General features: G+C 68.9%; 19 protein-coding genes. 8 read left to right on the top strand and 11 right to left on the bottom strand.

Annotated elements, in window-relative coordinates; all coding sequences use genetic code 11:
• Positions 1–19: 19 nt before the first annotated feature.
• Positions 20–736, top strand: coding sequence for an ABC transporter ATP-binding protein (locus ACQ86G_RS27095; RefSeq protein ID WP_431258174.1), 717 nt, complete (start codon positions 20–22; stop codon positions 734–736).
• 125 nt (positions 737–861) lie between these two features.
• On the opposite strand, the gene ACQ86G_RS27090 is transcribed toward ACQ86G_RS27095, so the two are convergent.
• The 6 genes from ACQ86G_RS27090 to ACQ86G_RS27065 form a co-directional block, all read right to left on the bottom strand.
• Positions 862–1,455, bottom strand: coding sequence for a GNAT family N-acetyltransferase (locus tag ACQ86G_RS27090; RefSeq protein ID WP_431258173.1), 594 nt, complete (start codon positions 1,453–1,455; stop codon positions 862–864).
• Between the two features lie 179 nt (positions 1,456–1,634).
• Positions 1,635–2,618 (bottom strand): alpha/beta fold hydrolase, encoded by a 984-nt coding sequence (locus tag ACQ86G_RS27085; RefSeq protein WP_431258172.1) that lies wholly within the window; start codon positions 2,616–2,618, stop codon positions 1,635–1,637.
• Between the two features lie 143 nt (positions 2,619–2,761).
• Positions 2,762–3,250, bottom strand: coding sequence for a MarR family winged helix-turn-helix transcriptional regulator (locus tag ACQ86G_RS27080; protein WP_431258171.1), 489 nt, complete (start codon positions 3,248–3,250; stop codon positions 2,762–2,764).
• 109 nt (positions 3,251–3,359) lie between these two features.
• Complete coding sequence (locus ACQ86G_RS27075) at positions 3,360–4,040, bottom strand: methyltransferase domain-containing protein (RefSeq protein ID WP_431258170.1); 681 nt, start codon at positions 4,038–4,040, stop codon at positions 3,360–3,362.
• Positions 4,041–4,163: 123 nt separating this feature from the next.
• Positions 4,164–6,350, bottom strand: coding sequence for a TonB-dependent receptor (locus ACQ86G_RS27070; RefSeq protein WP_431258169.1), 2,187 nt, complete (start codon positions 6,348–6,350; stop codon positions 4,164–4,166).
• 138 nt (positions 6,351–6,488) lie between these two features.
• Positions 6,489–6,887 (bottom strand): DUF2946 family protein, encoded by a 399-nt coding sequence (locus tag ACQ86G_RS27065; protein WP_431258168.1) that lies wholly within the window; start codon positions 6,885–6,887, stop codon positions 6,489–6,491.
• 213 nt (positions 6,888–7,100) lie between these two features.
• Between ACQ86G_RS27065 and lepB the strand changes: the two genes are divergently transcribed.
• On the top strand, positions 7,101–7,781 hold the full coding sequence (gene lepB, locus ACQ86G_RS27060; protein ID WP_431258167.1) for a signal peptidase I: 681 nt from the start codon (positions 7,101–7,103) through the stop codon (positions 7,779–7,781).
• 139 nt (positions 7,782–7,920) lie between these two features.
• Positions 7,921–8,631 carry a glutathione S-transferase N-terminal domain-containing protein gene (locus ACQ86G_RS27055; protein WP_431258166.1) on the top strand — a complete coding sequence of 237 codons (711 nt, stop codon included), beginning with the start codon at positions 7,921–7,923 and terminating at the stop codon, positions 8,629–8,631.
• Here ACQ86G_RS27055 and ACQ86G_RS27050 read toward each other — a convergent pair whose 3' ends face one another.
• The 5 genes from ACQ86G_RS27050 to ACQ86G_RS27030 all read right to left on the bottom strand — a co-directional run bounded on the left by ACQ86G_RS27050 (position 8,632) and on the right by ACQ86G_RS27030 (position 13,897).
• Entirely contained in the window at positions 8,632–9,375 is a 744-nt protein-coding gene (locus ACQ86G_RS27050; protein WP_431258165.1) for a hypothetical protein, read from the bottom strand.
• Positions 9,376–9,539: 164 nt separating this feature from the next.
• Entirely contained in the window at positions 9,540–9,788 is a 249-nt protein-coding gene (locus ACQ86G_RS27045) for a SlyX family protein (RefSeq protein WP_431258164.1), read from the bottom strand.
• Complete coding sequence (locus tag ACQ86G_RS27040) at positions 9,785–11,635, bottom strand: DUF885 domain-containing protein (protein WP_431258163.1); 1,851 nt, start codon at positions 11,633–11,635, stop codon at positions 9,785–9,787. The genes ACQ86G_RS27045 and ACQ86G_RS27040 overlap by 4 nt, the downstream gene beginning before the upstream one ends.
• A gap of 125 nt (positions 11,636–11,760) precedes the next feature.
• Positions 11,761–13,623: a ferrous iron transporter B gene (gene feoB / locus ACQ86G_RS27035; RefSeq protein WP_431258162.1), complete on the bottom strand. Its 1,863-nt coding sequence runs from the start codon at positions 13,621–13,623 to the stop codon at positions 11,761–11,763.
• The gene (locus ACQ86G_RS27030) at positions 13,616–13,897 is read right to left on the bottom strand and encodes a FeoA family protein (RefSeq protein WP_431258161.1); all 282 of its coding nucleotides are present in this window, start codon (positions 13,895–13,897) and stop codon (positions 13,616–13,618) included. The genes feoB and ACQ86G_RS27030 overlap by 8 nt, the downstream gene beginning before the upstream one ends.
• Positions 13,898–14,363: 466 nt before the next feature.
• Here ACQ86G_RS27030 and ACQ86G_RS27025 point away from each other — a divergent pair, with 466 nt between their 5' ends.
• From ACQ86G_RS27025 to ACQ86G_RS27005, 5 genes are read left to right on the top strand one after another with little or no spacing between them, the layout of a single operon-like run.
• Entirely contained in the window at positions 14,364–15,353 is a 990-nt protein-coding gene (locus ACQ86G_RS27025; RefSeq protein WP_431261508.1) for a BMP family lipoprotein, read from the top strand.
• A 25-nt stretch (positions 15,354–15,378) separates the two neighbouring features.
• The gene (locus ACQ86G_RS27020) at positions 15,379–16,974 is read left to right on the top strand and encodes an ABC transporter ATP-binding protein (RefSeq protein WP_431258160.1); all 1,596 of its coding nucleotides are present in this window, start codon (positions 15,379–15,381) and stop codon (positions 16,972–16,974) included.
• Positions 16,971–18,104, top strand: coding sequence for an ABC transporter permease (locus tag ACQ86G_RS27015; protein ID WP_431258159.1), 1,134 nt, complete (start codon positions 16,971–16,973; stop codon positions 18,102–18,104). Before ACQ86G_RS27020 ends, ACQ86G_RS27015 begins: the two co-directional genes overlap by 4 nt.
• A complete protein-coding gene (locus ACQ86G_RS27010; protein ID WP_431258158.1) occupies positions 18,097–19,062 on the top strand; it encodes an ABC transporter permease in 966 nt (321 codons plus the stop codon). The genes ACQ86G_RS27015 and ACQ86G_RS27010 overlap by 8 nt, the downstream gene beginning before the upstream one ends.
• Before the next feature lie 2 nt (positions 19,063–19,064).
• Positions 19,065–19,511 carry a cytidine deaminase gene (locus tag ACQ86G_RS27005; protein WP_431258157.1) on the top strand — a complete coding sequence of 149 codons (447 nt, stop codon included), beginning with the start codon at positions 19,065–19,067 and terminating at the stop codon, positions 19,509–19,511.
• Positions 19,512–19,516 lie beyond the last annotated feature (5 nt).

Here is a 19,516-nt window from a genome sequence, read left to right as displayed (position 1 = left end):
ACCCATGGAAATCGAAAAGATGGCAGACAACATCCTCCTCCAGGTCGAGGGCCTCAAGGTCGCGTACGGCGGGATCCAGGCGGTCAAGGGCGTGGACTTCGACGTGCGCCAGGGCGAGCTCGTCTCGCTGATCGGCGCCAACGGCGCGGGCAAGACCACGACGCTCAAGGCCATCACCGGACTGCAGCCGCTCAACGTCGGCGACGTCAAGTTCATGGGCCGCTCCATCAAGGGGCAGGGCGCCTGGGACCTGGCCAAGCAGGGCCTGGTGATGGTGCCGGAAGGTCGCGGCACGTTCACGCGCATGACGATCACCGAGAACCTGCAGATGGGCGCGTTCATCCGCAAGGACAAGGAGATCGAGGCCGACATCGAGAAGGTCTTCGCGCTGTTCCCGCGGCTCAAGGAGCGTCGCGCGCAGCTCGCCGGGACGATGTCCGGCGGCGAGCAGCAGATGCTGGCCATGGGCCGCGCGCTGATGGCCAAGCCCAAGCTGCTGCTGCTGGACGAGCCGTCGATGGGCCTGTCGCCGATCATGGTCGACAAGATCTTCGAGGTCGTGAACGACATCCACCAGCAGGGCGTGACGGTGCTGCTGGTCGAGCAGAACGCCAGCCGTGCGCTGGAGCTGGCCAACCGCGGCTACGTGATGGAGTCGGGCGCGATCACGATGCAGGGCGACGGCAGGACGCTGCTGAACGATCCGAAGGTGCGCGCGGCCTACCTGGGCGAGTGAGCCGGCGGCCGTGAAGCTGGGGCGCGGGGCCGGTCACGGTCTGCCGCCCCGCACCACCCACCATGACAAGGGGCCCGCGAGGGCCGCTTGTGCATTGCGTCGGCCCCCGTTGGCGGGGGATCCCGTCAGGGCTCGCCGGGACGATCGCGCGGGACCATGATCAGGTAATCGTCGATCGCGCCGCCGTCCAGCGGCTTGATCATCACGCGCAGTTCGTTGACACGCTGGCCCATCGTGAGGCCGTCGCGGCGCCGCACCTCGGTGAAGCCCTGGCGCTCCCAGAAGCGCTCCGCGCGCGGGTTGCCGACGACGACGCCCAGCCGGATCCACCGCGCGCCGTTGCCCTGCATCCAGCGCTCCAGTTCCGCATAGATCTCACGGGCGGCCTGGGTGCCGTGCAGCGAGGTCGCGACGATGAACAGTCCGACCAGCCAGACCCGCGGGGCCATCAGGTCCGAGACCAGCGAGGCCATCGCGACCAGTTCGCCGGAATCGTCGACGTAGCCCAGCAGCCGCTTGGCGCTGAAGCTCCAACCCTCGGGCGGCAGGTCGCGGATTTCCTCGCGGGCTTCGTCGGATCGGGGCGGGGCGCCGGTCACCTGCTCGAAGTACAGCGGATTCCGTTCGTAGAACCGTTGGAGCAGGTCCTCATCGCTGGCCTGGAGTTCGAACACACGGACATGAGGCAGCGACAAGGAAGGCGGGAGGGGGATCGGCATCGGCGGGGTCCACGCGCCGGCGCGTCGAGGCGCCGGCCATCGGAAAGATCACCGAGCGTACCAAACCGTGCGGGTAGCGGTACCCCGCGTCTGACTTCCCCCGAAGGTGGGGGACGGGTCTTGCGTCCCAGGGGTCCGACCCTCCACTGCGGCGGTCGGACCCCTGGCGTTGCAGGAAGTTACTGGCGGATGAAGGCCAGCAGGTCCGCGTTCACCCGGTCCTTGTGGGTGTCGGTCAGGCCGTGCGGCGCGCCGGCATAGACCTTCAGCACGGAGCCCTTGATCAGCTTGGCCGAGGCGCGGCCCGCGGCGTCGATCGGCACGATCTGGTCATCATCGCCGTGGATGATCAGCGTGGGCTTGTCGAACTTCTTCAGGTCCTCGGTGAAGTCGGTCTCGGAGAACGCCTTGATCGAGTCGTAGGTGTTCTTGTGGCCGCCTTGCATGCCCTGGAACCACCAGTTGTCGATCAGGCCTTGCGAGACCTTGGCGCCGGGACGGTTGAAGCCGTAGAACGGACCGGCGGGGATGTCCTTGTAGAGCTGCGAACGGTTGTCGAGCTGCGCCTTGCGGATGCCGTCGAAGACCGCGATCGGCAGGCCGCCGGGGTTCTTGTCGGACTTGACCATGATCGGCGGGACGGCCGAGATCAGCACCGCCTTGGCGACGCGCGAGGTGCCGTGGCGCCCGATGTAGCGGGCGACTTCGCCGCCGCCGGTGGAGAAGCCGACCAGCACGGCGTTCTTCAGGTTCAGCGTCTCGATGACGGTGGACAGGTCGTCGGCGTAATGGTCCATGTCGTTGCCGTCCCACGGCTGGCTGGAGCGGCCATGGCCGCGACGGTCATGGGCGATCACGCGGTAGCCCTGGTCGGCCAGGAAGATCATCTGCGATTCCCAGCTGTCCGAGTTCAGCGGCCAGCCGTGGCTGAACACGATGGGCTGGCCGTTCTTCGGGCCCCAGTCCTTGTAGTACAGCTGCACGCCGTCCTTCGTCGTGATGAAGGAACCCGACGGCTGCGCGCTGACGACGGGCGCCGGCGAGGACTTGGTCTCTGCGGCGAAGGCCGGGGTGGCGACCGCGCCAGCGACGGCGACGGCCAGCGTCGACAGGACCAGCAGTTGACGACGCGATTGGCGGGCGAGGGTGGCGATGGCATTCATGGTGGGCTCCTTCGGGTGGTGTGGGAAAGCAGGGTTGGTGGTGGGAGAGGGGTTGGCGTTAATCTAGTTGCTTGCTAATGTTTAGTGTGCGAAGTAAATGAGACGAGGAAAGGGAAGGTGGTTCGAATTCGTTGATGAGGCGCTCAGCCAGCCTTGCGGGCCATGCGTTCGCGCAGCACGAGGAGGCGATCGCGGAGCTCCATCAGTTCGGAGAGATCCGAGTCCGACGCATCGACGATGCACTGCGGCAGGTGCGTCGAGCGCTTGCGCAGCGCGCGGCCGGCGTCGGTCAGCGTGATCAGCACCTGGCGCTCGTCCTGCGGCGAGCGGTCCCGGCTGATCAGGCCCGCGGCCTCCAGCCGCTTCAGCAGCGGGGTCACGGTGGGGGAGTCGAGGAACACGCGCTCGGCGATCTCACCGACCGTCAGTCCGTCGCGTTCCCACAGCACCAGCATCACCAGGTACTGGGGATAGGTCAGCGCCAGGTCCTTCAGCAGCTCGCGGTAGACCTTGTTCATGCCCAGCATCGTCGAGTAGAGCGCGAAGCAGAGCTGTTGATCGATCTCCAGCGGCGGGCAGACGTCGGCGGTGCCGATCGCCTTCTGCTGCTTGGGGGTGTTGGTGCGTGCCATGGGGTGAACTTTAATTAGTGCGCGAATGAATTGCAAGCGAAATTTTTAGGAGACCCCGGTGACACCGATGCCTGCGGATGAGGCATCGGGTCGTGCGTCGACTGCGGGATCACTCCGGCTTCTTCGTGCAGAAGAACTCCCACACCGATTTCGGCTTGCCGTAGCGGTTCAGCGTGCGCTTGTCGAGGTGCTCGATGTCGAAGCATGCGGCCAGCACGTCTTCGATCTTCTCTCGGGTGAAGAACTGCTTGGCGACGCCGTCGACGACCGTGAGGGCCCAGGACGACGCGTCGTCCGGCGCGCCGTAGTGCCAGTCGTCCTCGGCGTTGACGCAGCCGATCAGCCGGCCGCCGGGGGCGAGCACGCGGGCGATCTCGCACAGCGCGCGTTGCGTGTCGTCATGGTCGAAGTAATGCAGCGACAGCTGCGCCACGGCCAGGTCGAAGCCGGCGTCGGGCAGCATCGGCATCGCGCGCACGTCGGCCAGCACGTGCCGCGCCCGCGGCGACTGCTGCCGGCAGCGCGCGAGCGCCTCGGCGGAGATGTCGATGCCGGTGACCTCGACGCCCAGCTCCAGCAGCGCGGCGGTCTCCCAGCCGTCGCCGCAGCCGATGTCCAGCGCGCGGCGCACACCGGGCAGGCGGTGCTGCCAGCCGCTCAACCACGCCTCGTCCTGGCTCAGCGGCTGTGCGGCGTAGCGACGGTCCCAGACGTCCGAGGCAGGCTCGGAGCTGCCTTCGGGCTCGTTCGATTCGGCGGAGGCGGGGCGGTCCGGGGGCAGGGCATTCATGCGGGACAGCCTACCTCGACCCCGGCTTCGCCGCCGTGCGTCGCCCCACCTTCGCCCGATACAGGCGACAGGACGGCGCACGGCTGCGGAAGGCGGCGCCACGGCCGCCGTTCCTTGCGCCGGTCAGAACTCCTTCGTCAGGCTCACGTAGACCGTGCGGCGCTGGCCGTACTGCGGCGCGCCGACGCCGATGCCCGAGCCGTCACGCAGCTGGTAGCCCTTGTCGAAGAGGTTGAGCACCGACAGCCGCGCTTCCACCGGACCGCCGCCGCCGAGGTCGAACTTCTTGCTCACGTCCGCGTTGACGCTGGTGTAAGAGGGCAGGTGCGTCGTGTTGGCGAAGCCGTTGCGCAGGCCGCTGCCGAACAGCGCGCTGGCGCCGACCGCATAGCCGTCGTCCAGCCGCACGTTGACGCCGGCCGACGCACTCAGCTTCTGCTCGTGGTCCAGATGCACCCAGTGGTTGGCGATGAAGTCGAGCTCGTCCTGCTCGAAGTTGAACTGGCCCGTCTCGACCTGCTGCGCGCGGGCGTGCGTGGTGCCGAGGTTGGCGTAGGCCGACCAGGTCTTCTCCTTGTAGCTCGCCGACAGGTCGACGCCGTAGATGCGGCCCTTCGCGTAGTTGAAGGCCGAGTAGATCAGCGCGTTGCCGAACTGGCCCTCGTCCTGCAGGTGCTGCACCGCGCGGTAGTAGCCGTCGATGCCCAGCGTCAGCTTGGGCGTGACCTGCCAGGCGGCCCCGGCGTCGTAGTAGTTCGAGCGCTCGGAGCGCACCGCCGTGTCCGCGTCCGTCGGCAGCGCGTTGGTCGTGCCGGCGAAGGCGGCGACCGAGGTGGTGTCGATCTTCTCGGTCGGCGGCGGCGTGAAGTAGCGCGCGTAGCCCGCGTGCAGACGCACCGTCGGCGCCGCGTCCCAGACGAGGCCGATGCGCGGGCTCAGCTGGTGCTCCTTCGTGACGGTGTCGACCTCGTCGTAACGTGCGCCGTAGTTCAGCGTCAGCGTGCGGTCCAGCTTCCACTCGTCCTGCAGGTAGGCGCCCCACAGGTGGCCGCTCAGGCGGCCGCTGTCGGCGATGCTCACCGGCACGCCGCCGGTCTGGTTGCCGTCGTCGTCGGCCGGGAACACCAGCGCGTTGTTGACGGTGCTGGCGTGCTCGCGCTGCGCGAAGAGGCCGGTGCGGATCGTGTGTGCGCTGTCGAGTCGCCAGCTGGCGTCGGCCTGCACGCCGTTGGCCTCGTTGCGGCGCAGGATGTTCGCGGCCACGCCGAGGTACTGCAGGTCGCCGGTCGTGTCCGGCGTGTAGTGGACGTCGGTGTAGCGGTGGAACAGCGAGACCTGGTAGTCGATGTCGCGGCCGATCACGCTCTGGTAGCTGACGACGGCGAAGCGGTTGCGCTCGCGCTGGTGCGCGTCCAGCGTGCTCGAATCCTTGTCGGGCGTACCGGCGATCGTGAAGGCGGTCGACTGGCCCGGCGAATTCGGGATCTGGAAGCGGTTGTCGGTGACGCCGGCCATCGCGGTGATGCGGCTGTCGTCGTCGAGCAGGTAGGACACCAGGCCGAAGCCCTTGCCCTGGTGCGTGCGGTCATGCAGCGCGTCGCGCGAGGCGGTCGGGTTCTCGATGCCCAGGTCGTTGCCGAGGAAGGAACCGCTGAACTCGTAGCTCAGCCGACCCTGCGTGCCGTGCACCGACAGGTCGAGCTCGCGCGAGCGCTGCGTGCCCAGCGTGATGCCGGCACTGCCGGCGAAGGGCTTGTCGTCGTCGCCGACGCCCTGGGTCGTGATGTCCACGATGCCGGCGGTCCGGTAGCCGTATTGCGCGGGGAGCGCGCCGGTCAGCAGGCTGATGCTGTCGGCGAAGCGCGTCTCCAGCGTCTGGCCGAAGCCGCTGATGGCCTCGGGGATGACGACGCCGTTGATGCGGTACTGCAGGTTGGCGTGGTCGCCGCGCACGTGCAGGCCGCCGTAGGAGTCCTGCACGACGCCCGGCGTCTGCAGCAGCACCTGGTTCAGCGGGGTGTCGTCGCCTTGCGGCAGGCGGGCGATGTCGTTCTTGTCGAACTTGTAGATCGTGCTGCCGGTGTCCGGCGACAGGCCGTTGCGCGCCGCGTCGAGGCGGCTGCGCGCGCCCTGGACCTGGACGGTGGGAAGGGCCGCGCCGCCGGCGGCGGTGGGCGCTTCGACGGTGCTGGTCGTGGCGACCGCCGCAGAGGAGGCGGTGGTGTCATCGGCACGCGCCGGCAACGCGTGCAGCAGCGGATAGGCGAGCGACAGGGACAGCGCGAGCACGCGCAGGGGAGGATGGGTCATGGTGATCTCTGGCAATCTGAATTCGGTCGAGCGCAGGCCGGCCGGCGAGGCCCGTTCGTCGAGCGGCTTCTGCGGATCGTGGGGATCGTGCGAAGCGTTCGGGCGCGGGCGGACGGCGCTGCGGTCAGGAGGTCGAGGTCAGATCGCCAGCGGCGGGCCGCGGCTGCGCGGCGGCGGCGCGGGCATCGAGCGCGCGACGCGCTCGGCGGCGGCCGCCTGGACGTGCACGGCCTCGGCCAGCGCGAGCACCGGCGCCTCGGCGCGGGCCGAGGCGGCGAGGTCGTCGAAGGCCAGGCAGACCTCGCACAGCGGGTCGGCGGACAGGTCGTCCGGATCGGCGTGCGCGACATCGTCATGCCCGTCCTGGGCCGTGGCCGCCTTGGCCACCGTCGCCGCCGTGGACGTGTGCGCGAAGGCGGCTCCCGCGGACGCATGCCCTCGCGCACCGGTCAGATGACCGATGCCGTGCCATACCGCGCCCTGCTGCGAGAGCAGCATGAACAGCGGGAGCAGCAAGTGCAGGAGGTGCTTGCGCATGGCGCGGAATTATGAAGGTCGGGAACCGTCCGGACGGACGTCAGGCTGTCGCGAAGCTGTCGTCAGGGCGGGGGCGGGCTGTGGGCGAATGACAGTCGATCGCCGCGCCTGCCGCCATTCACGCGCGGATTCCCGCCAATCGCCGCACGCTGCCCACGGGCGGCCCGGGCCCCGACACACTGGGGCCTCGTCGTTCGATCCTGGAGCGTTCCCATGAAGATCCCCTTCGCCGCCTGGTTCCGCGAGAACCGCGGTTTCCTGCTGTTCCTGGCCGGTTTCCTGTTCTTCCGCACCGCGATCGCGGAGTGGAATCCGGTGCCCAGCGGGTCGATGCGACCGACCATCCTCGAAGGGGACGTCGTGTTCGTCGAGCGCGTCGCCTACGACTGGAAGCTGCCGCTGACCGACCTCTCGCTGCGCCGTGTCGGCGAGCCGATGCGGGGTGATGTCGTCACCTTCAGTTCGCCGCGCGACGGCACGCGCCTGATCAAGCGCATCGTCGCCGTGCCGGGCGACATCGTCGAGTTGCGCGGCGATCGGCTCATCCTCAACGGCCAGCCGGCGGACTACGCGGCGGTGGAGGAGGTCGCCGAGGCGCTCGCGCCCGGCGTCGCGGTGCGCGGCGTGCGCGAGGTCGAGGCCTGGGGCGGTCAGCGCCGCATCGTGCAGTTCCTGCCCGAGGTGCGCGCGCGGCGCGACTTCGGTCCGCTCGCCGTGCCGGCCGACCAGTTCTTCATGATGGGCGACAACCGCGACAACAGCGAGGACTCGCGCTTCATCGGCCTTGTGCCGCGTCGGCTGATCATCGGGCAGGCGCATCGCGTGCTCGTCTCGGCGGACATCACCGGGCACTGGGCGCCGCGCTGGGACCGGTTCGTGGCGCCGCTGCGCTGAGCGCGACGCGTCCCGTGCACGGATCGCCCCGTGCACGGAATCCATTGACCCGTCGCCCGCAAGGTCTCTCCGGGGCCGCAGAGAATGGTCCGTCAATCACGCCTCACCGGCGCCTTCACAACATTCCGACGGAACCTTCATGACGGACCTGTCCAGCTTCCCCATCACCAAGAAGTGGCCCGCGCAGCACCCCGAGCGCCTGCAGCTCTACTCGCTGCCGACGCCCAACGGCGTGAAGGTGTCGATCGCGCTGGAAGAACTGGGCCTGGCCTACGAGCCGCACCTGGTCAGCTTCCAGACCGACGACCAGCTCACGCCCGAGTTCCTGTCGCTGAACCCGAACAACAAGATCCCCGCGATCATCGATCCCGACGGCCCGGGCGGCGCGCCGCTGCCGCTGTTCGAGTCCGGCGCGATCCTGGTCTACCTCGCCGAGAAGACCGGGAAGCTCATCCCGCAAGACCCGGCACGCCGCTACGAGACGCTGCAGTGGGTGATGTTCCAGATGGGCGGCATCGGGCCGATGTTCGGCCAGGTCGGCTTCTTCCATAAATTCGCCGGCAAGGACTACGAGGACAAGCGTCCCCGCGACCGCTACCTCAACGAATCCAAGCGCCTGCTGGGCGTGCTCGAGCAGCGCCTGACCGGCCGCGGCTGGATCATGGGCGACGAGTACACGATCGCCGACATCGCCATCTGGCCCTGGGTCAACAACCTGGTCGGCTTCTACGGCGCGGGCGAGCTGGTCGGCTTCAGCGAGTTCAAGAACGTGCAGCGCGTGCTGGAGGCGTTCCTGGCGCGCGACGCGGTCAAACGTGGGTTGAACATCCCGGCGCGGCCGGCGTCCTGATCAGGGGACGTTGAAGGTCGTGTACAGCTGAGGCCGGTACACGCCCATCACCACCCAGACATTGGGGCCGCCGCGGTTGGGGCGGAACGCGTCGATCGCGTAGTGCTGGTCGGACGCCGTGAACACGCCGAAGGTCGTCGTCCGGCCGAAGTCGCCGTCGGCATGTTTGCTGATCTTGCGGAAGGCCTTGGCCTTGCGCTCCGAGTCCGCCAGCACGAAGGGCCGGAACCAGCCGATCAGCGTCGCGTCGTGGGTCCGCAGCGTGTCGAGGAAGGCCTGCTTGCAGTCCATCGTCGGCACCTGGCTGGCCGACACGTGCGCGATCCGGCGCACGCCGTTCTGGCGGTACGCGACCATCAGGCAGCCGCTGAATTCCTTGCTGAACACCGCCTGGTCCGTCTCGGTGTAATAGCTCTTGCCGTCGGCGTAGCCGACGTAATCGCAGGCCGTGCTGCCGAGCCGGCGGTCCGATGCCGTGACCGCGTGGCCGACCGGCGAGTAGCTCACCGAACGCGACAGGTCGAACCCCTCGCGCAGTTCCTTGGCCGCGTCGTCGGCGATGGCCTGCAACGGCCCCGACGGATGGGAGATCAGCTCGACGGCGCCCACCGAGTTCGCGGAGGTCCAGAGCGTCTCCAGCCGGTTGTCGTTGGTGGTGGAGTTGGTCGCCGCCATCGGCGCGCCGATGCTGTGCGGGTCCGTGCCGAAGCGCAGGATGTGACCGGGCTTGATCAGGTCGAACATGGAAACCTCCCAGGCGCGCCCAGGAACGGGGCCGCGTTGCCGGCGATGCTGCGCCGAACGCTGTCAAGCCGCACCTGACTTTCGTCCATTTCTGTCGGCACAGGGCGGCGCGCTCCCTGGAAATGGGGAGCGCGCAGCGGTCGCCGATCGTGAACGCGGGCCGCTCAGTAGTGGGGCGGCAGTTCGTCCCGCAGCCCGCCGGTGCCGTCGCCTCGGCCTTCGGGCACCTGCCGGCGCAGCTGCATGACCTCGCGCACCAGCGCGTCGATCTGCTCCTGCTGCTTGGCGACCTGTGCGTTCAGGTGGTCGACGAGGTCCTCGGCGAAGCTGGCCTTGATCTCCAGCTCCGTGACGCGGGCCTCGAGGACGCGAACCTCCTCGGCCGAACCGCCGTTGCCCGCGACCTCGCTCATTGCGCCGCCTTTGCCACCGGTTGCGACATCAGCTCCGAGATCACCGACACCGGCGCGTTGCCGTAGCTCAGGAACTGCTCATGGAAGGCCTTCAGCGGGAAGTCCTTGCCCAGCGCCTGCTTGCGCTGATCGCGCAGTTCCATGATGTCGCTGTAGCCGCTGAAGTAGCTCGTCAGCTGCACCGAGGTCAGCTGCACCCGACGCCACTTCTCGCGCGCCTCGCGCTCGGTCTGGAAGGCCTGGCGCTGCAGCAGGTCCAGCGCCTGGGCCTCGGTCATGCCCAGCACGTGCACGTTGTAGTCCAGGATCGTGTTGGTGACGCTGCGCAGATTCCACTTGCCCCACATCAGCCACATCTCCGGCGCGTTCCCGCCATAGCCGGACTCCAGCATCATCCGCTCGCCGTAGACCGCCCAGCCTTCGACCATCGCGCCGTTGCCGAACAGCGTCTTCACCAGCGACGGCGACTTGTTCGCGTGCACCAGCTGCGTGTAGTGGCCCGGCACCGCCTCGTGGATGTTGAGGATCTGCAGGATCCAGCGGTTGTACTCGCGCAGCGAGCTCTCCGCCTGTTCCGCGGTCAGGTCGTCCAGCGGCGTCACGTTGTAGTACGTGCGGTCCTGCGGCCGGTAGGGTCCGGGCGCCTCGATGCCGGCGCCGGCCACGCCGCGCTGGTAGACCGGCGTCTCGCGCACGATCAGCGGCTTGCTCGCGTCCTGCGTCAGCAGGTCGTGCTCGGTGATCCAGCGCTCCAGCTGCGGGATCTGCGCGCGGATCTCCTTCACGAAGTCCTCGCGCTTCACGTGCTGCTCGCTCAGCTTGCCGATCACCGCGCCGATGCGGGCGAAACGGTCCTCCGGCTTGGGCGCGTCGCCCATCGTCTGCGTCCACAGCTGGTCGGAGATCTGCGCCATCTGCGTCAGCAGCGCCTCGCGCGCCTTCAGCGCGCGCTGGTACATCTGCTCGGCCGAATGCACCGACTGGATGTCGTAGCCGAACTTCTGCTCGTACAGCGCCTTGCCCAGGCGGAAGCTGCGCGCCTTGCCGCTGGCCTTGCCGTCGGCCAGGAGTGTCGTGAGCTGCGTGCGGTAGCCCTCGACGGCAGCCTTCGCGCCGGCGATGCGGTCGGCGAGCTGCTTGCGCTCGGCGTCGGTCAGCGACGCGGCATCCGGCCCCTGCGCGGCCTTCGCCACTTCGTCCAGCACGCTCAGCACGCCCGGCGCCTGGTCGATCGCGAGCTGCGTGTGCTCCAGCGTCGGCTGCTTCAGCAGCGCGGCGCCGGCGCGGTAGTACGCCGGCACCAGCGCCAGACGCGCGGAGATCGTCTTCAGGCGCACCGGCAGTGGCGCGTAGTCCGTGGCCAGGATGTAGTCGATCGGGCCGGCGATGTTGAGGAAGGATGGATTCCACTCGTACTCGCGCAGCTCGGTCAGCTGGAAGCGGTCGCTGCGCAGCTTGTTGAGCAGCTGTCCGAGGTCGGTGCGCGAGGCTGCGCCCAGCGTCTTCGCGTCGACGGCCTCGAAGCGCTTGAGCCAGTCGTTCGTGAAGCCCAGCGAGCGGGCGCGCATCGCGCGGTCGGGCGCGGGCAGCTCGGCGGCGTATTCATAACGGCCGGCGCCGATGGCGGCGTCCGGGTCCAGGCGCCAGAGCGCTTCGATGTAGTCGTTGGCCAGGCGCTGGAAGCGGGTGTCGACATCCAGGGTCTGCTCCGGCTCCAGCTTGATGACGGCGCGCGTCGGCTTCGGCGCGTCGGCGGCGAAGGCGGTGCCGGCGGACAGCGCGACGAGGGTGGTCAGCGCGGCCACGGCCAGCGCGGAAAGGGGGTGACGGGTGGGGCGATTCATCATGGGGCGCGAGCATAGCTTTGCGCGACCCGGCGCGACAGCGTGCCAAAGCAAAGGGCGCCGATCGATGCGATCGGCGCCCTGGTGTGTCGATGTCGACACCGGTCCGGGTCGACCTCAGTCCGGCATCAGGTCAGCAGCCAGCGGCTCGCATGGAAGGTCAGCCAGGACGCCACGTAGGCGAGCACGAACAGGTAGGTCAGCATGATCGCCGGGATCTTGTAGCCGCCGGTCTCGCGCTTGACCGCCGCGATCGTCGACAGGCACTGAGGCGCGAACACGAACCAGGCCAGCAGCGAGAACGCCGTCGGCAGGCCCCAGGTCGAGGCGATCAGCGGCGTCAGCGCCTGCGCGGCCTCGTCGCCGGTGGCCGACAGCGAGTACACCGTGCCCAGCGCGCTGACCGCGATCTCGCGGGCGGCCATGCCCGGCACCAGCGCCAGGCTGATCTGCCAGTTGAAGCCGATCGGCTCGAAGATCGTCGCCAGGCCGCGGCCCAGGTAACCGGCGAAGCTGTACTCGATGGCCGGTCCGGTCGCGCCTTCGGGCGCGCCGGGGAAGGTCGACAGCACCCACAGCAGCAGCGTCAGCGCCAGGATGATGCCGCCCACGCGCTTGATGAAGATCTCCGCACGCTGCAGCAGCCCGATCGCCACGTTGCGCGCATGCGGCCAGTGGTAGCTGGGCAGCTCCATCATCAGCGGACGCACCTGGCGGCCGGCATTCGTGAAGCGCTTCAGCAGCCACGCCACCGCCATCGCCGCGATGATCCCGGCGAAGTAGAGGACGAACAGCACCAGCCCCTGCAGCTCGATGCCGCCCCACAGCTCGCGCTGCGGGATGAAGGCACCGATCAGCAGCGCGTACACCGGCAGCCGCGCCGAGCAGGTCATCAGCGGCGCGATCAGGATGGTGACGAGGCGATCTCGCGGGCTCGCGATCGAGCGCGTCGCCATGATCCCGGGGATCGCGCACGCGAAGCTCGACAGCAGCGGGATGAAGCTGCGGCCCGACAGGCCCACCGAGCCCATCAGCCGGTCCAGCAGGAAGGCCGCGCGCGGCAGGTAGCCCGACTCTTCCAGCAGCAGGATGAAGAAGAACAGGATCAGGATCTGCGGCAGGAACACCAGCACCCCGCCCACGCCCGCGATCAGGCCGTCCACGACCAGGCTGCGCAGATGGCCCTCGGGCAGCAGCGCGCCGGCCTGCTCGCCCAGCCACGCGGTGCCGGCCTCGATCCAGCCCATCGGCGCCTCGGCCCAGGCGAACACTGCCTGGAACAGGAAGAACAGCAGCACCGCCAGCAGGATCGGTCCCAGCACCGGATGCAGCACGAAGCGGTCGACCTTGTCGCTGGGCAGCTCGCCCTGCAGCGTGTCGAGGCCCAGTTCCTTCAGGATGTGGTTGATGCGCGCCGTGTCCTCGCCCTCGGCGGTGACGGACTCGGTGCGCCAGCGGTCGGGCTCGTCCAGCACCGCGCGCAGGTCGTCGATGCCTTCGCCGTCGGTGGCCACCGTGCGGATCACCGGCACGCCGAGCAGCGTGCTCAGCTTCTGGGTGTCGACGACGATGCCGCGACGTTGCGCCAGGTCGGCCATGTTCAGCGCGACCACGCAAGGCAGGCCCTGGCGCTGCACCGACAGGAACAGCCGCAGGTTGCGACGCAGGTTGGTCGCGTCCAGCACGCAGACGATCAGATCGGGGCGCTTCTCGCCCTGCGCGCGGCCGGCCAGCACGTCGACGGTCACGCGCTCGTCCGGCGAGCGCGGATACAGCGAGTACGTGCCCGGCAGGTCCAGCACGCGCAGCAGCTTGCCGGCGGCGGTCTTCAGGCGGCCTTCCTTGCGCTCGACCGTCACGCCGGCGTAGTTGGCGACCTTCTGGCGGCTGCCGGTCAGGCGGTTGAACAGGGCGGTCTTGCCGCAGTTCGGATTGCCGACCAGCGCCAGCAGCGGCCCGGCCGGATGGATGTGGACGACGGACTCACGCATGGGTGGCTCCCGTCTTGCCCGAGCTTTCGAGCTCCACGCATTCCGCTTCCGCGCGACGCAGCGCGAAGGTCGACTGGCCGATGCGCACGACGAGCGGATCGGCGCCGGGCATGGCGCGGGCCAGCACGGCGACGTGCTCGCCGGCGACGAAGCCCAGTTCCTCCAGCATCTGTTTCCATTCCGGCGCATGCGCCGGGGCCTGCAGCGCCTTGACGCGGTGTGCCTGGCCGATGGCGGCCTGCGCGAGGGTGGGGACTTGGAGAACGGCGCTCATGTCGTGGGGATCTCGGGAGGAGCCTGCGGGCTTGCGAAGCGAAAGATTCTAAATGATAGTGATTCTCAACTTCTCTCGCCGAACCGAGGTCAGGCTTCGGTCAACCCGAGTGCGGACTGCGACTCGCCCAACGAGAAACTCCCTCGAAAGGGTCGAAGTCAGCGAGCCCCAAACGAGGGGAAGTCAGCGGATGGGAGTGGGGCCGGAGTGATGCTGGGGGTTCGCGGAGCGATGCCCCCTGCGTCGCGGAGAGCCCGCGCTTGGCCGAACGGGGTGGGGGCGACCTGGGCACGGGAAGTGCTTGTCGATAGCGGCATTCCCAGCCCGGCGCAACGCCTACGACTAGTGAGCCGCCTCCTGTTTTGACGACCCCGCAAACGTTTAGCGTTTACCTTGACGTGGCTTACACTCGCGCCTTCTTAGAATGCTCGGCTGCTCCTCACCCTTCGCATCGAGACTGCAAATGATGAAGTCCTTCCTGTCGTTCTCTCCCCTTGCGGCTGGCTTGGCCTTGGCCCTGACGGCCGGCGCGGCGGCCGCGCAGACCACCCCGGCGGTGATCTTCGACATGGGCGGCAAGTTCGACAAGTCGTTCAACGAGGCCGCGTACCGCGGCGTCGAGCAGTGGAAGAAGGACACCGGCGGCAAGTACCTCGAGTTCGAGATCAGCAACGAGACCCAGCGCGTGCAGGCGATCCGCCGCATGGCCGAGCGCGGCGCGAGCTCCATCATCTCGGTCGGCTTCGCCCAGGCCTCGGCGCTGAACCAGGTCGCCAAGGACTTCCCCAAGACCAAGTTCGTCATCATCGACGAGAAGGTCAACCAGCCCAACGTGCAGTCGGTGCTCTTCAAGGAGCAGGAAGGCAGCTTCCTCGTCGGTGCGCTGGCCGCGCTGACCAGCAAGACCGGCAAGGTCGGCTTCGTGGGCGGCATGGACATCCCGCTGATCCGCAAGTTCGAATGCGGCTATGAGCAGGGCGCCAAGGCGGCCAACCCGAAGGCGGAAGTCTTCAAGAACATGACCGGCACGACGGCCTCGGCCTGGAACGATCCGACCCGCGGCGGCGAGCTGGCCAAGGCCCAGTTCGCCAAGGGCGTGGACGTGGTCTTCGCCGCGGCCGGCGGCACCGGCGTCGGCGTCTACCAGGCGGCCAAGGACGCGGGCAAGCTGGCCATCGGCGTCGACAGCAACCAGAACCACCTGCAGCCCGGCACGATGCTGAGCTCCATGGTCAAGCGCGTGGACGTCGCCGTCTACAACGTGCTCAAGGAATGGAAGCCCGGCATCAGCGTGCTGGGCCTGAAGGAAGGCGGCGTCGAATACGCCGTCGACGCGAACAACGCCAAGCTGATCGCCCCGGCGATCAAGACGAAGCTGGATGCGTACAAGGCCGACATCATCGCCGGCAAGATCAAGGTCGCGGACTACATGGCGGACAACGCCTGCAAGAACTGACCCCTCGCGAGCGAGCGTTCCTGACATGACACAGTCCCCACGCGGCGCCGCCGCGCCCGCGGTCCGTCTGTGCGAGATCTCCAAGCGTTTCGGCGCGGTCCAGGCCAACCGGTCGGTGAGCCTGGCCGTCGAGCGCGGCACGGTGCACGGCCTGGTCGGCGAGAACGGCGCCGGCAAGAGCACGCTGATGGCCATCCTCTACGGCTACTACCACGCCGACGAGGGCCACATCGAGGTCGACGGCCAGCGCGTGACCATCGCCAACTCGCAGCAGGCCATCGCGCTGGGCATCGGCATGGTGCATCAGCACTTCATGCTGGTGGACACGCTGTCCGCGCTGGACAACGTGATGCTGGGCGCGGAGCCGGCCTTCTTCCTCTCCCGCGCGAAGCGCCAGGTGCGCCAGGAGCTGGAAGCGCTGATGCGCGACACCGGCCTGACGGTGCGCCTGGACGCGACCGTCGCCGACCTGCCGGTCGGCGAGATGCAGCGGCTGGAGATCCTGAAGGCGCTGTACCGCGGCGCGAAGATCCTGATCCTGGACGAGCCGACCGCGGTGCTGACGCCGCAGGAGACGGACCAGCTGTTCGAGGTGCTGCGCCGCCTGCGCGAGCGCGGCACGACCATCCTGCTGATCACGCACAAGCTGCGCGAGGTGATGGCGCTGTGCGACGCCGTGACCGTGATGCGCGCGGGCGCCGTGATCAAGACCTGTGCGATCGGAGAGACCAGTCCCGAGGACCTGGCCGAGAGCATGGTCGGCCGCAAGGTCAACCTGGGCCGCGACGGCGGCGCCGCGAAGCCGTCTTCGGACGCGCCGGTGTTGAAGGCCGAAGGCCTCACCGTCGCCGGCGACTCCGGTTCGGGCGTGCACCTGCTGAGCAACGCGACGCTGGCCCTGCGTCCGGGCGAGATCGTCGGCGTGGCCGGCGTGTCGGGCAACGGCCAGAGCGAACTGCTGGAAGTGCTGGCGGGCATGCGCGCGCCGGCCGCCGGCACGCTGCACGTCGCCGGTCGCGACTTCCGCCCCACGTCGTGGATGGATCCGCGCACGGCGCGTGAGCTCAAGCTCGCGCACGTGCCCGAAGACCGCCACGCGCTCGGCATGGTGCTGGACTTCCCCGCGTGGGAGACGGCCGCGCTCGGATACCACGAGCAGGACGCCTACCGCGCCGGCCCGATGGGCCTGGGCATGAACCAGCGTCACCTGCGCGCGCAGACGGCGGAGATGATGGAGCGCTTCGACGTCCGCCCGCGCAACGCGGAGCTGGGCTCGTCGAAGTTCTCCGGCGGCAACCAGCAGAAGCTGATCCTGGCGCGCGAGATCGGCCAGAGCCCCGCGGTGCTGCTGGTCGGCCAGCCGACGCGCGGCGTCGACATCGGCGCGATCGAATTCATCCACAACCAGCTGCGCCGCCTGCGCGACGCCGGCTGCGCCATCCTGGTCGTGTCCAGCGAGCTCGACGAGATCCTGGCGCTGGCCGATCGCGTGATCGTCATGAACGCGGGCCGCATCACCGGCGAGCTCTCGATCGACGAGTGCACCGAGAAGAACCTGGGCCTGCTGATGTCGGCTTCCCCGAATCATGAAAAGACCGCCACTGCGGCGACAGCGCCATGAGTAGCCAAGCCTTGCAGATGCCGCGCTGGATGGACCTGGTCCTCCTGCCGCTGTGGAACCTGCTGATCGCGCTGGCGGTGGCCGGCGGCGTGGTGCTGCTGATCGGCGCGAGCCCGATGCAGGCGCTGACGGTGCTGCTCGAAGGCGCGCTCGGCAGCGCGCGCGGCCTCGGCTACACGCTGTACTACACGACCACCTTCATCTTCACCGGCCTGGCGGTGGCGGTCGCCTTCCACGGCGGCCTGTTCAACATCGGCGGGGAAGGGCAGGCGACCCTCGGCGGCATCGGCGTCGGGCTGGTGTCGCTGTGGCTGGGTTCGACGCTGCCGGGCTTCGTGATGATCCCGCTGGCGATCGTCGCGGCAGCGCTGTTCGGCATGGTCTGGGCCGCGGTGCCCGGCTATCTGCAGGCCTGGCGCGGCAGCCACGTGGTCATCACGACCATCATGTTCAACTTCCTCGCGGCCAGCCTCAACGGCTACCTGCTCGTGAACTGGCTGCGTCCGAACGGCTCGATGTCGGTCGAGAGCGATGCCTTCGCCGACTCGGCGCGCATGCCGGCCGTCCATGAACTGCTGGCGAAGTTCGGCATCGAATGGCCGTCCTCGCCGCTGAACCTGTCCATCCTGCTGGCCGTCGCCGCCTGCGTCTTCGTCTGGTGGTTCCTGTGGAAGAGCCGCGCCGGCTACGTGCTGCGCGCGGTCGGCTCCAACCCGAGCGCCGCCCATTACGCCGGCATCAGGCCGCGCTGGCAGGTGCTGGCCGCGATGGGCCTCTCGGGCGCATTGGCCGGTCTGGTCGGCGTCAACGAGATCGCCGGCGTGCAGGGCAAGCTGACGCTGGACTTCGTCGCCGGCGCGGGTTTCACCGGCATCGCGGTGGCGCTGATGGGCCGCAACCATCCGGTCGGCATCGTGCTGGCCTCGCTGCTGTTCGGCACGCTGTACCAGGGCGGCGTCGAGGTCTCGTTCGAGGTGCCCGGCTTCAGCCGCGAGATGGTCGTGACCGTGCAGGGCCTGATCGTGCTGTTCGCCGGCGCGATGGCGATGGTGAGCGCGCCGATGTTCGCGAAACTCTACGGCGCGTTCGCACGCAAGCAGCGCGCGGCGCAGGGGAAGTCCCATGGATGAGGTCCTGATCGGCTCCGTGCTGGCGTCGACGCTGCGCGTCACCACGCCGCTGCTGTTCGCCGCGCTCGCCGGCCTGCTGTCGGAGCGCTCCGGCGTCGTCGACATCGGCCTGGAAGGCAAGATGCTGTCCGCGGCCTTCGCCGCGGCGGCGGTGGCCAGCGTGTCGCACTCGACGACGCTCGGCCTGCTGGCCGCGATCGGCGTGGCCATCGCGATGTCGATGGTCCACGGCTTCGCGACGGTGACGCACCGCGGCGACCAGGTCGTCTCCGGTGTCGCGCTGAACATGGTGGCCGCCGGCCTGACGGTCGTGCTGGGCATCGCCTGGTTCGCGCAGGGCGGCCAGACGCCGCCGATCGCCGCCGAACAACGCATCACCGGCCTGCTGCCGCAGTGGGCCGAACCCACGCCCGGCAGCTGGATGGCCTCGGTCATCGGCCACGGGCTGCTGAGCCACAACGCGCTGGTCTACCTGGCCTTCGCGCTGGTCGTCGTCGTGTGGTTCTTCCTGGAACGCACGCGCCCCGGACTGCGCCTGCGCGCCGTCGGTGAGAACCCGGCGATGGTCGACGCGGCCGGCGTGTCCGTGCCGCGGCTGCGCTACACCGCGCTGGCGCTCAACGGCATCCTGTGCGGCCTGGGCGGCGCCTACCTGACGCTGGCGCAGAACGCCTCGTTCTCGCCCAACATGACCGCGGGCCGCGGCTTCATCGCCCTGGCCGCGATGATCTTCGGCAAGTGGAAGCCGGTGCCCACGCTGTGCGCCTGCCTGCTGTTCGGCTTCCTGGACGCCGTCGCGATCCGCCTGCAGGGCGTGTCGCTGCCGGGCATCGGCGAGGTGCCGGTGCAGCTCATCCAGGCGCTGCCCTACATCCTGACGGTGGTGCTGCTGGCCGGCTTCATCGGCCAGGCGATCGCGCCCAAGGCGCTGAGCAAGCCCTACGTGAAGGAGCGCTGAGCATGAGCGCGAACCCAGCCCTGATCGCGGCGATCCCGCTGCCCGCCGACGTCATCGAGCGCCTGCTGAAGGCCGCGCTCGACGCCCGCCAGCATTCGCATGCGCCGTATTCGAAGTACTTCGTCGGCGCCGCGGTGCTCGACGAGCACGGCCGCATCCATGCTGGCTGCAACATCGAGAACGCCGCCTACCCGCAAGGCTGGTGCGCGGAGACCAACGCACTGGGCCACATGATCATGGGCGGCGGACGCGTGGCGCGCGCCGTGATGGTCACCGGCGCCGGCTCGGAAATCATCACCCCCTGCGGCGGCTGCCGCCAGAAGCTGCGCGAGTTCGCGCGGCCTGAAGAACTCATCGTGATCGCGGGCGACGCCTCCGGCGTGCGCGCGCACTGGACCCTGGAGCAGCTGCTGCCCGCCAGCTTCGGTCCGGATCACCTCAAGCCCTGAACGTC

Source organism: Roseateles chitinivorans (genome assembly GCF_050632145.1).
GTDB lineage: Bacteria > Pseudomonadota > Gammaproteobacteria > Burkholderiales > Burkholderiaceae_C > Roseateles > Roseateles chitinivorans_B.
This window is presented reverse-complemented; position numbering and strand designations above follow the sequence as displayed.

Coding starts and splice junctions, on each gene's coding strand:
- ACQ86G_RS27095 (WP_431258174.1), top strand. CDS start 20: ATGGCAGACAACATCCTCCTCCAGGTCGAGGGCCTCAAGGTCGCGTAC.
- ACQ86G_RS27090 (WP_431258173.1), bottom strand. CDS start 1,455: ATGCCGATCCCCCTCCCGCCTTCCTTGTCGCTGCCTCATGTCCGTGTG.
- ACQ86G_RS27085 (WP_431258172.1), bottom strand. CDS start 2,618: ATGAATGCCATCGCCACCCTCGCCCGCCAATCGCGTCGTCAACTGCTG.
- ACQ86G_RS27080 (WP_431258171.1), bottom strand. CDS start 3,250: ATGGCACGCACCAACACCCCCAAGCAGCAGAAGGCGATCGGCACCGCC.
- ACQ86G_RS27075 (WP_431258170.1), bottom strand. CDS start 4,040: ATGAATGCCCTGCCCCCGGACCGCCCCGCCTCCGCCGAATCGAACGAG.
- ACQ86G_RS27070 (WP_431258169.1), bottom strand. CDS start 6,350: ATGACCCATCCTCCCCTGCGCGTGCTCGCGCTGTCCCTGTCGCTCGCC.
- ACQ86G_RS27065 (WP_431258168.1), bottom strand. CDS start 6,887: ATGCGCAAGCACCTCCTGCACTTGCTGCTCCCGCTGTTCATGCTGCTC.
- lepB (WP_431258167.1), top strand. CDS start 7,101: ATGAAGATCCCCTTCGCCGCCTGGTTCCGCGAGAACCGCGGTTTCCTG.
- ACQ86G_RS27055 (WP_431258166.1), top strand. CDS start 7,921: ATGACGGACCTGTCCAGCTTCCCCATCACCAAGAAGTGGCCCGCGCAG.
- ACQ86G_RS27050 (WP_431258165.1), bottom strand. CDS start 9,375: ATGTTCGACCTGATCAAGCCCGGTCACATCCTGCGCTTCGGCACGGAC.
- ACQ86G_RS27045 (WP_431258164.1), bottom strand. CDS start 9,788: ATGAGCGAGGTCGCGGGCAACGGCGGTTCGGCCGAGGAGGTTCGCGTC.
- ACQ86G_RS27040 (WP_431258163.1), bottom strand. CDS start 11,635: ATGATGAATCGCCCCACCCGTCACCCCCTTTCCGCGCTGGCCGTGGCC.
- feoB (WP_431258162.1), bottom strand. CDS start 13,623: ATGCGTGAGTCCGTCGTCCACATCCATCCGGCCGGGCCGCTGCTGGCG.
- ACQ86G_RS27030 (WP_431258161.1), bottom strand. CDS start 13,897: ATGAGCGCCGTTCTCCAAGTCCCCACCCTCGCGCAGGCCGCCATCGGC.
- ACQ86G_RS27025 (WP_431261508.1), top strand. CDS start 14,364: ATGAAGTCCTTCCTGTCGTTCTCTCCCCTTGCGGCTGGCTTGGCCTTG.
- ACQ86G_RS27020 (WP_431258160.1), top strand. CDS start 15,379: ATGACACAGTCCCCACGCGGCGCCGCCGCGCCCGCGGTCCGTCTGTGC.
- ACQ86G_RS27015 (WP_431258159.1), top strand. CDS start 16,971: ATGAGTAGCCAAGCCTTGCAGATGCCGCGCTGGATGGACCTGGTCCTC.
- ACQ86G_RS27010 (WP_431258158.1), top strand. CDS start 18,097: ATGGATGAGGTCCTGATCGGCTCCGTGCTGGCGTCGACGCTGCGCGTC.
- ACQ86G_RS27005 (WP_431258157.1), top strand. CDS start 19,065: ATGAGCGCGAACCCAGCCCTGATCGCGGCGATCCCGCTGCCCGCCGAC.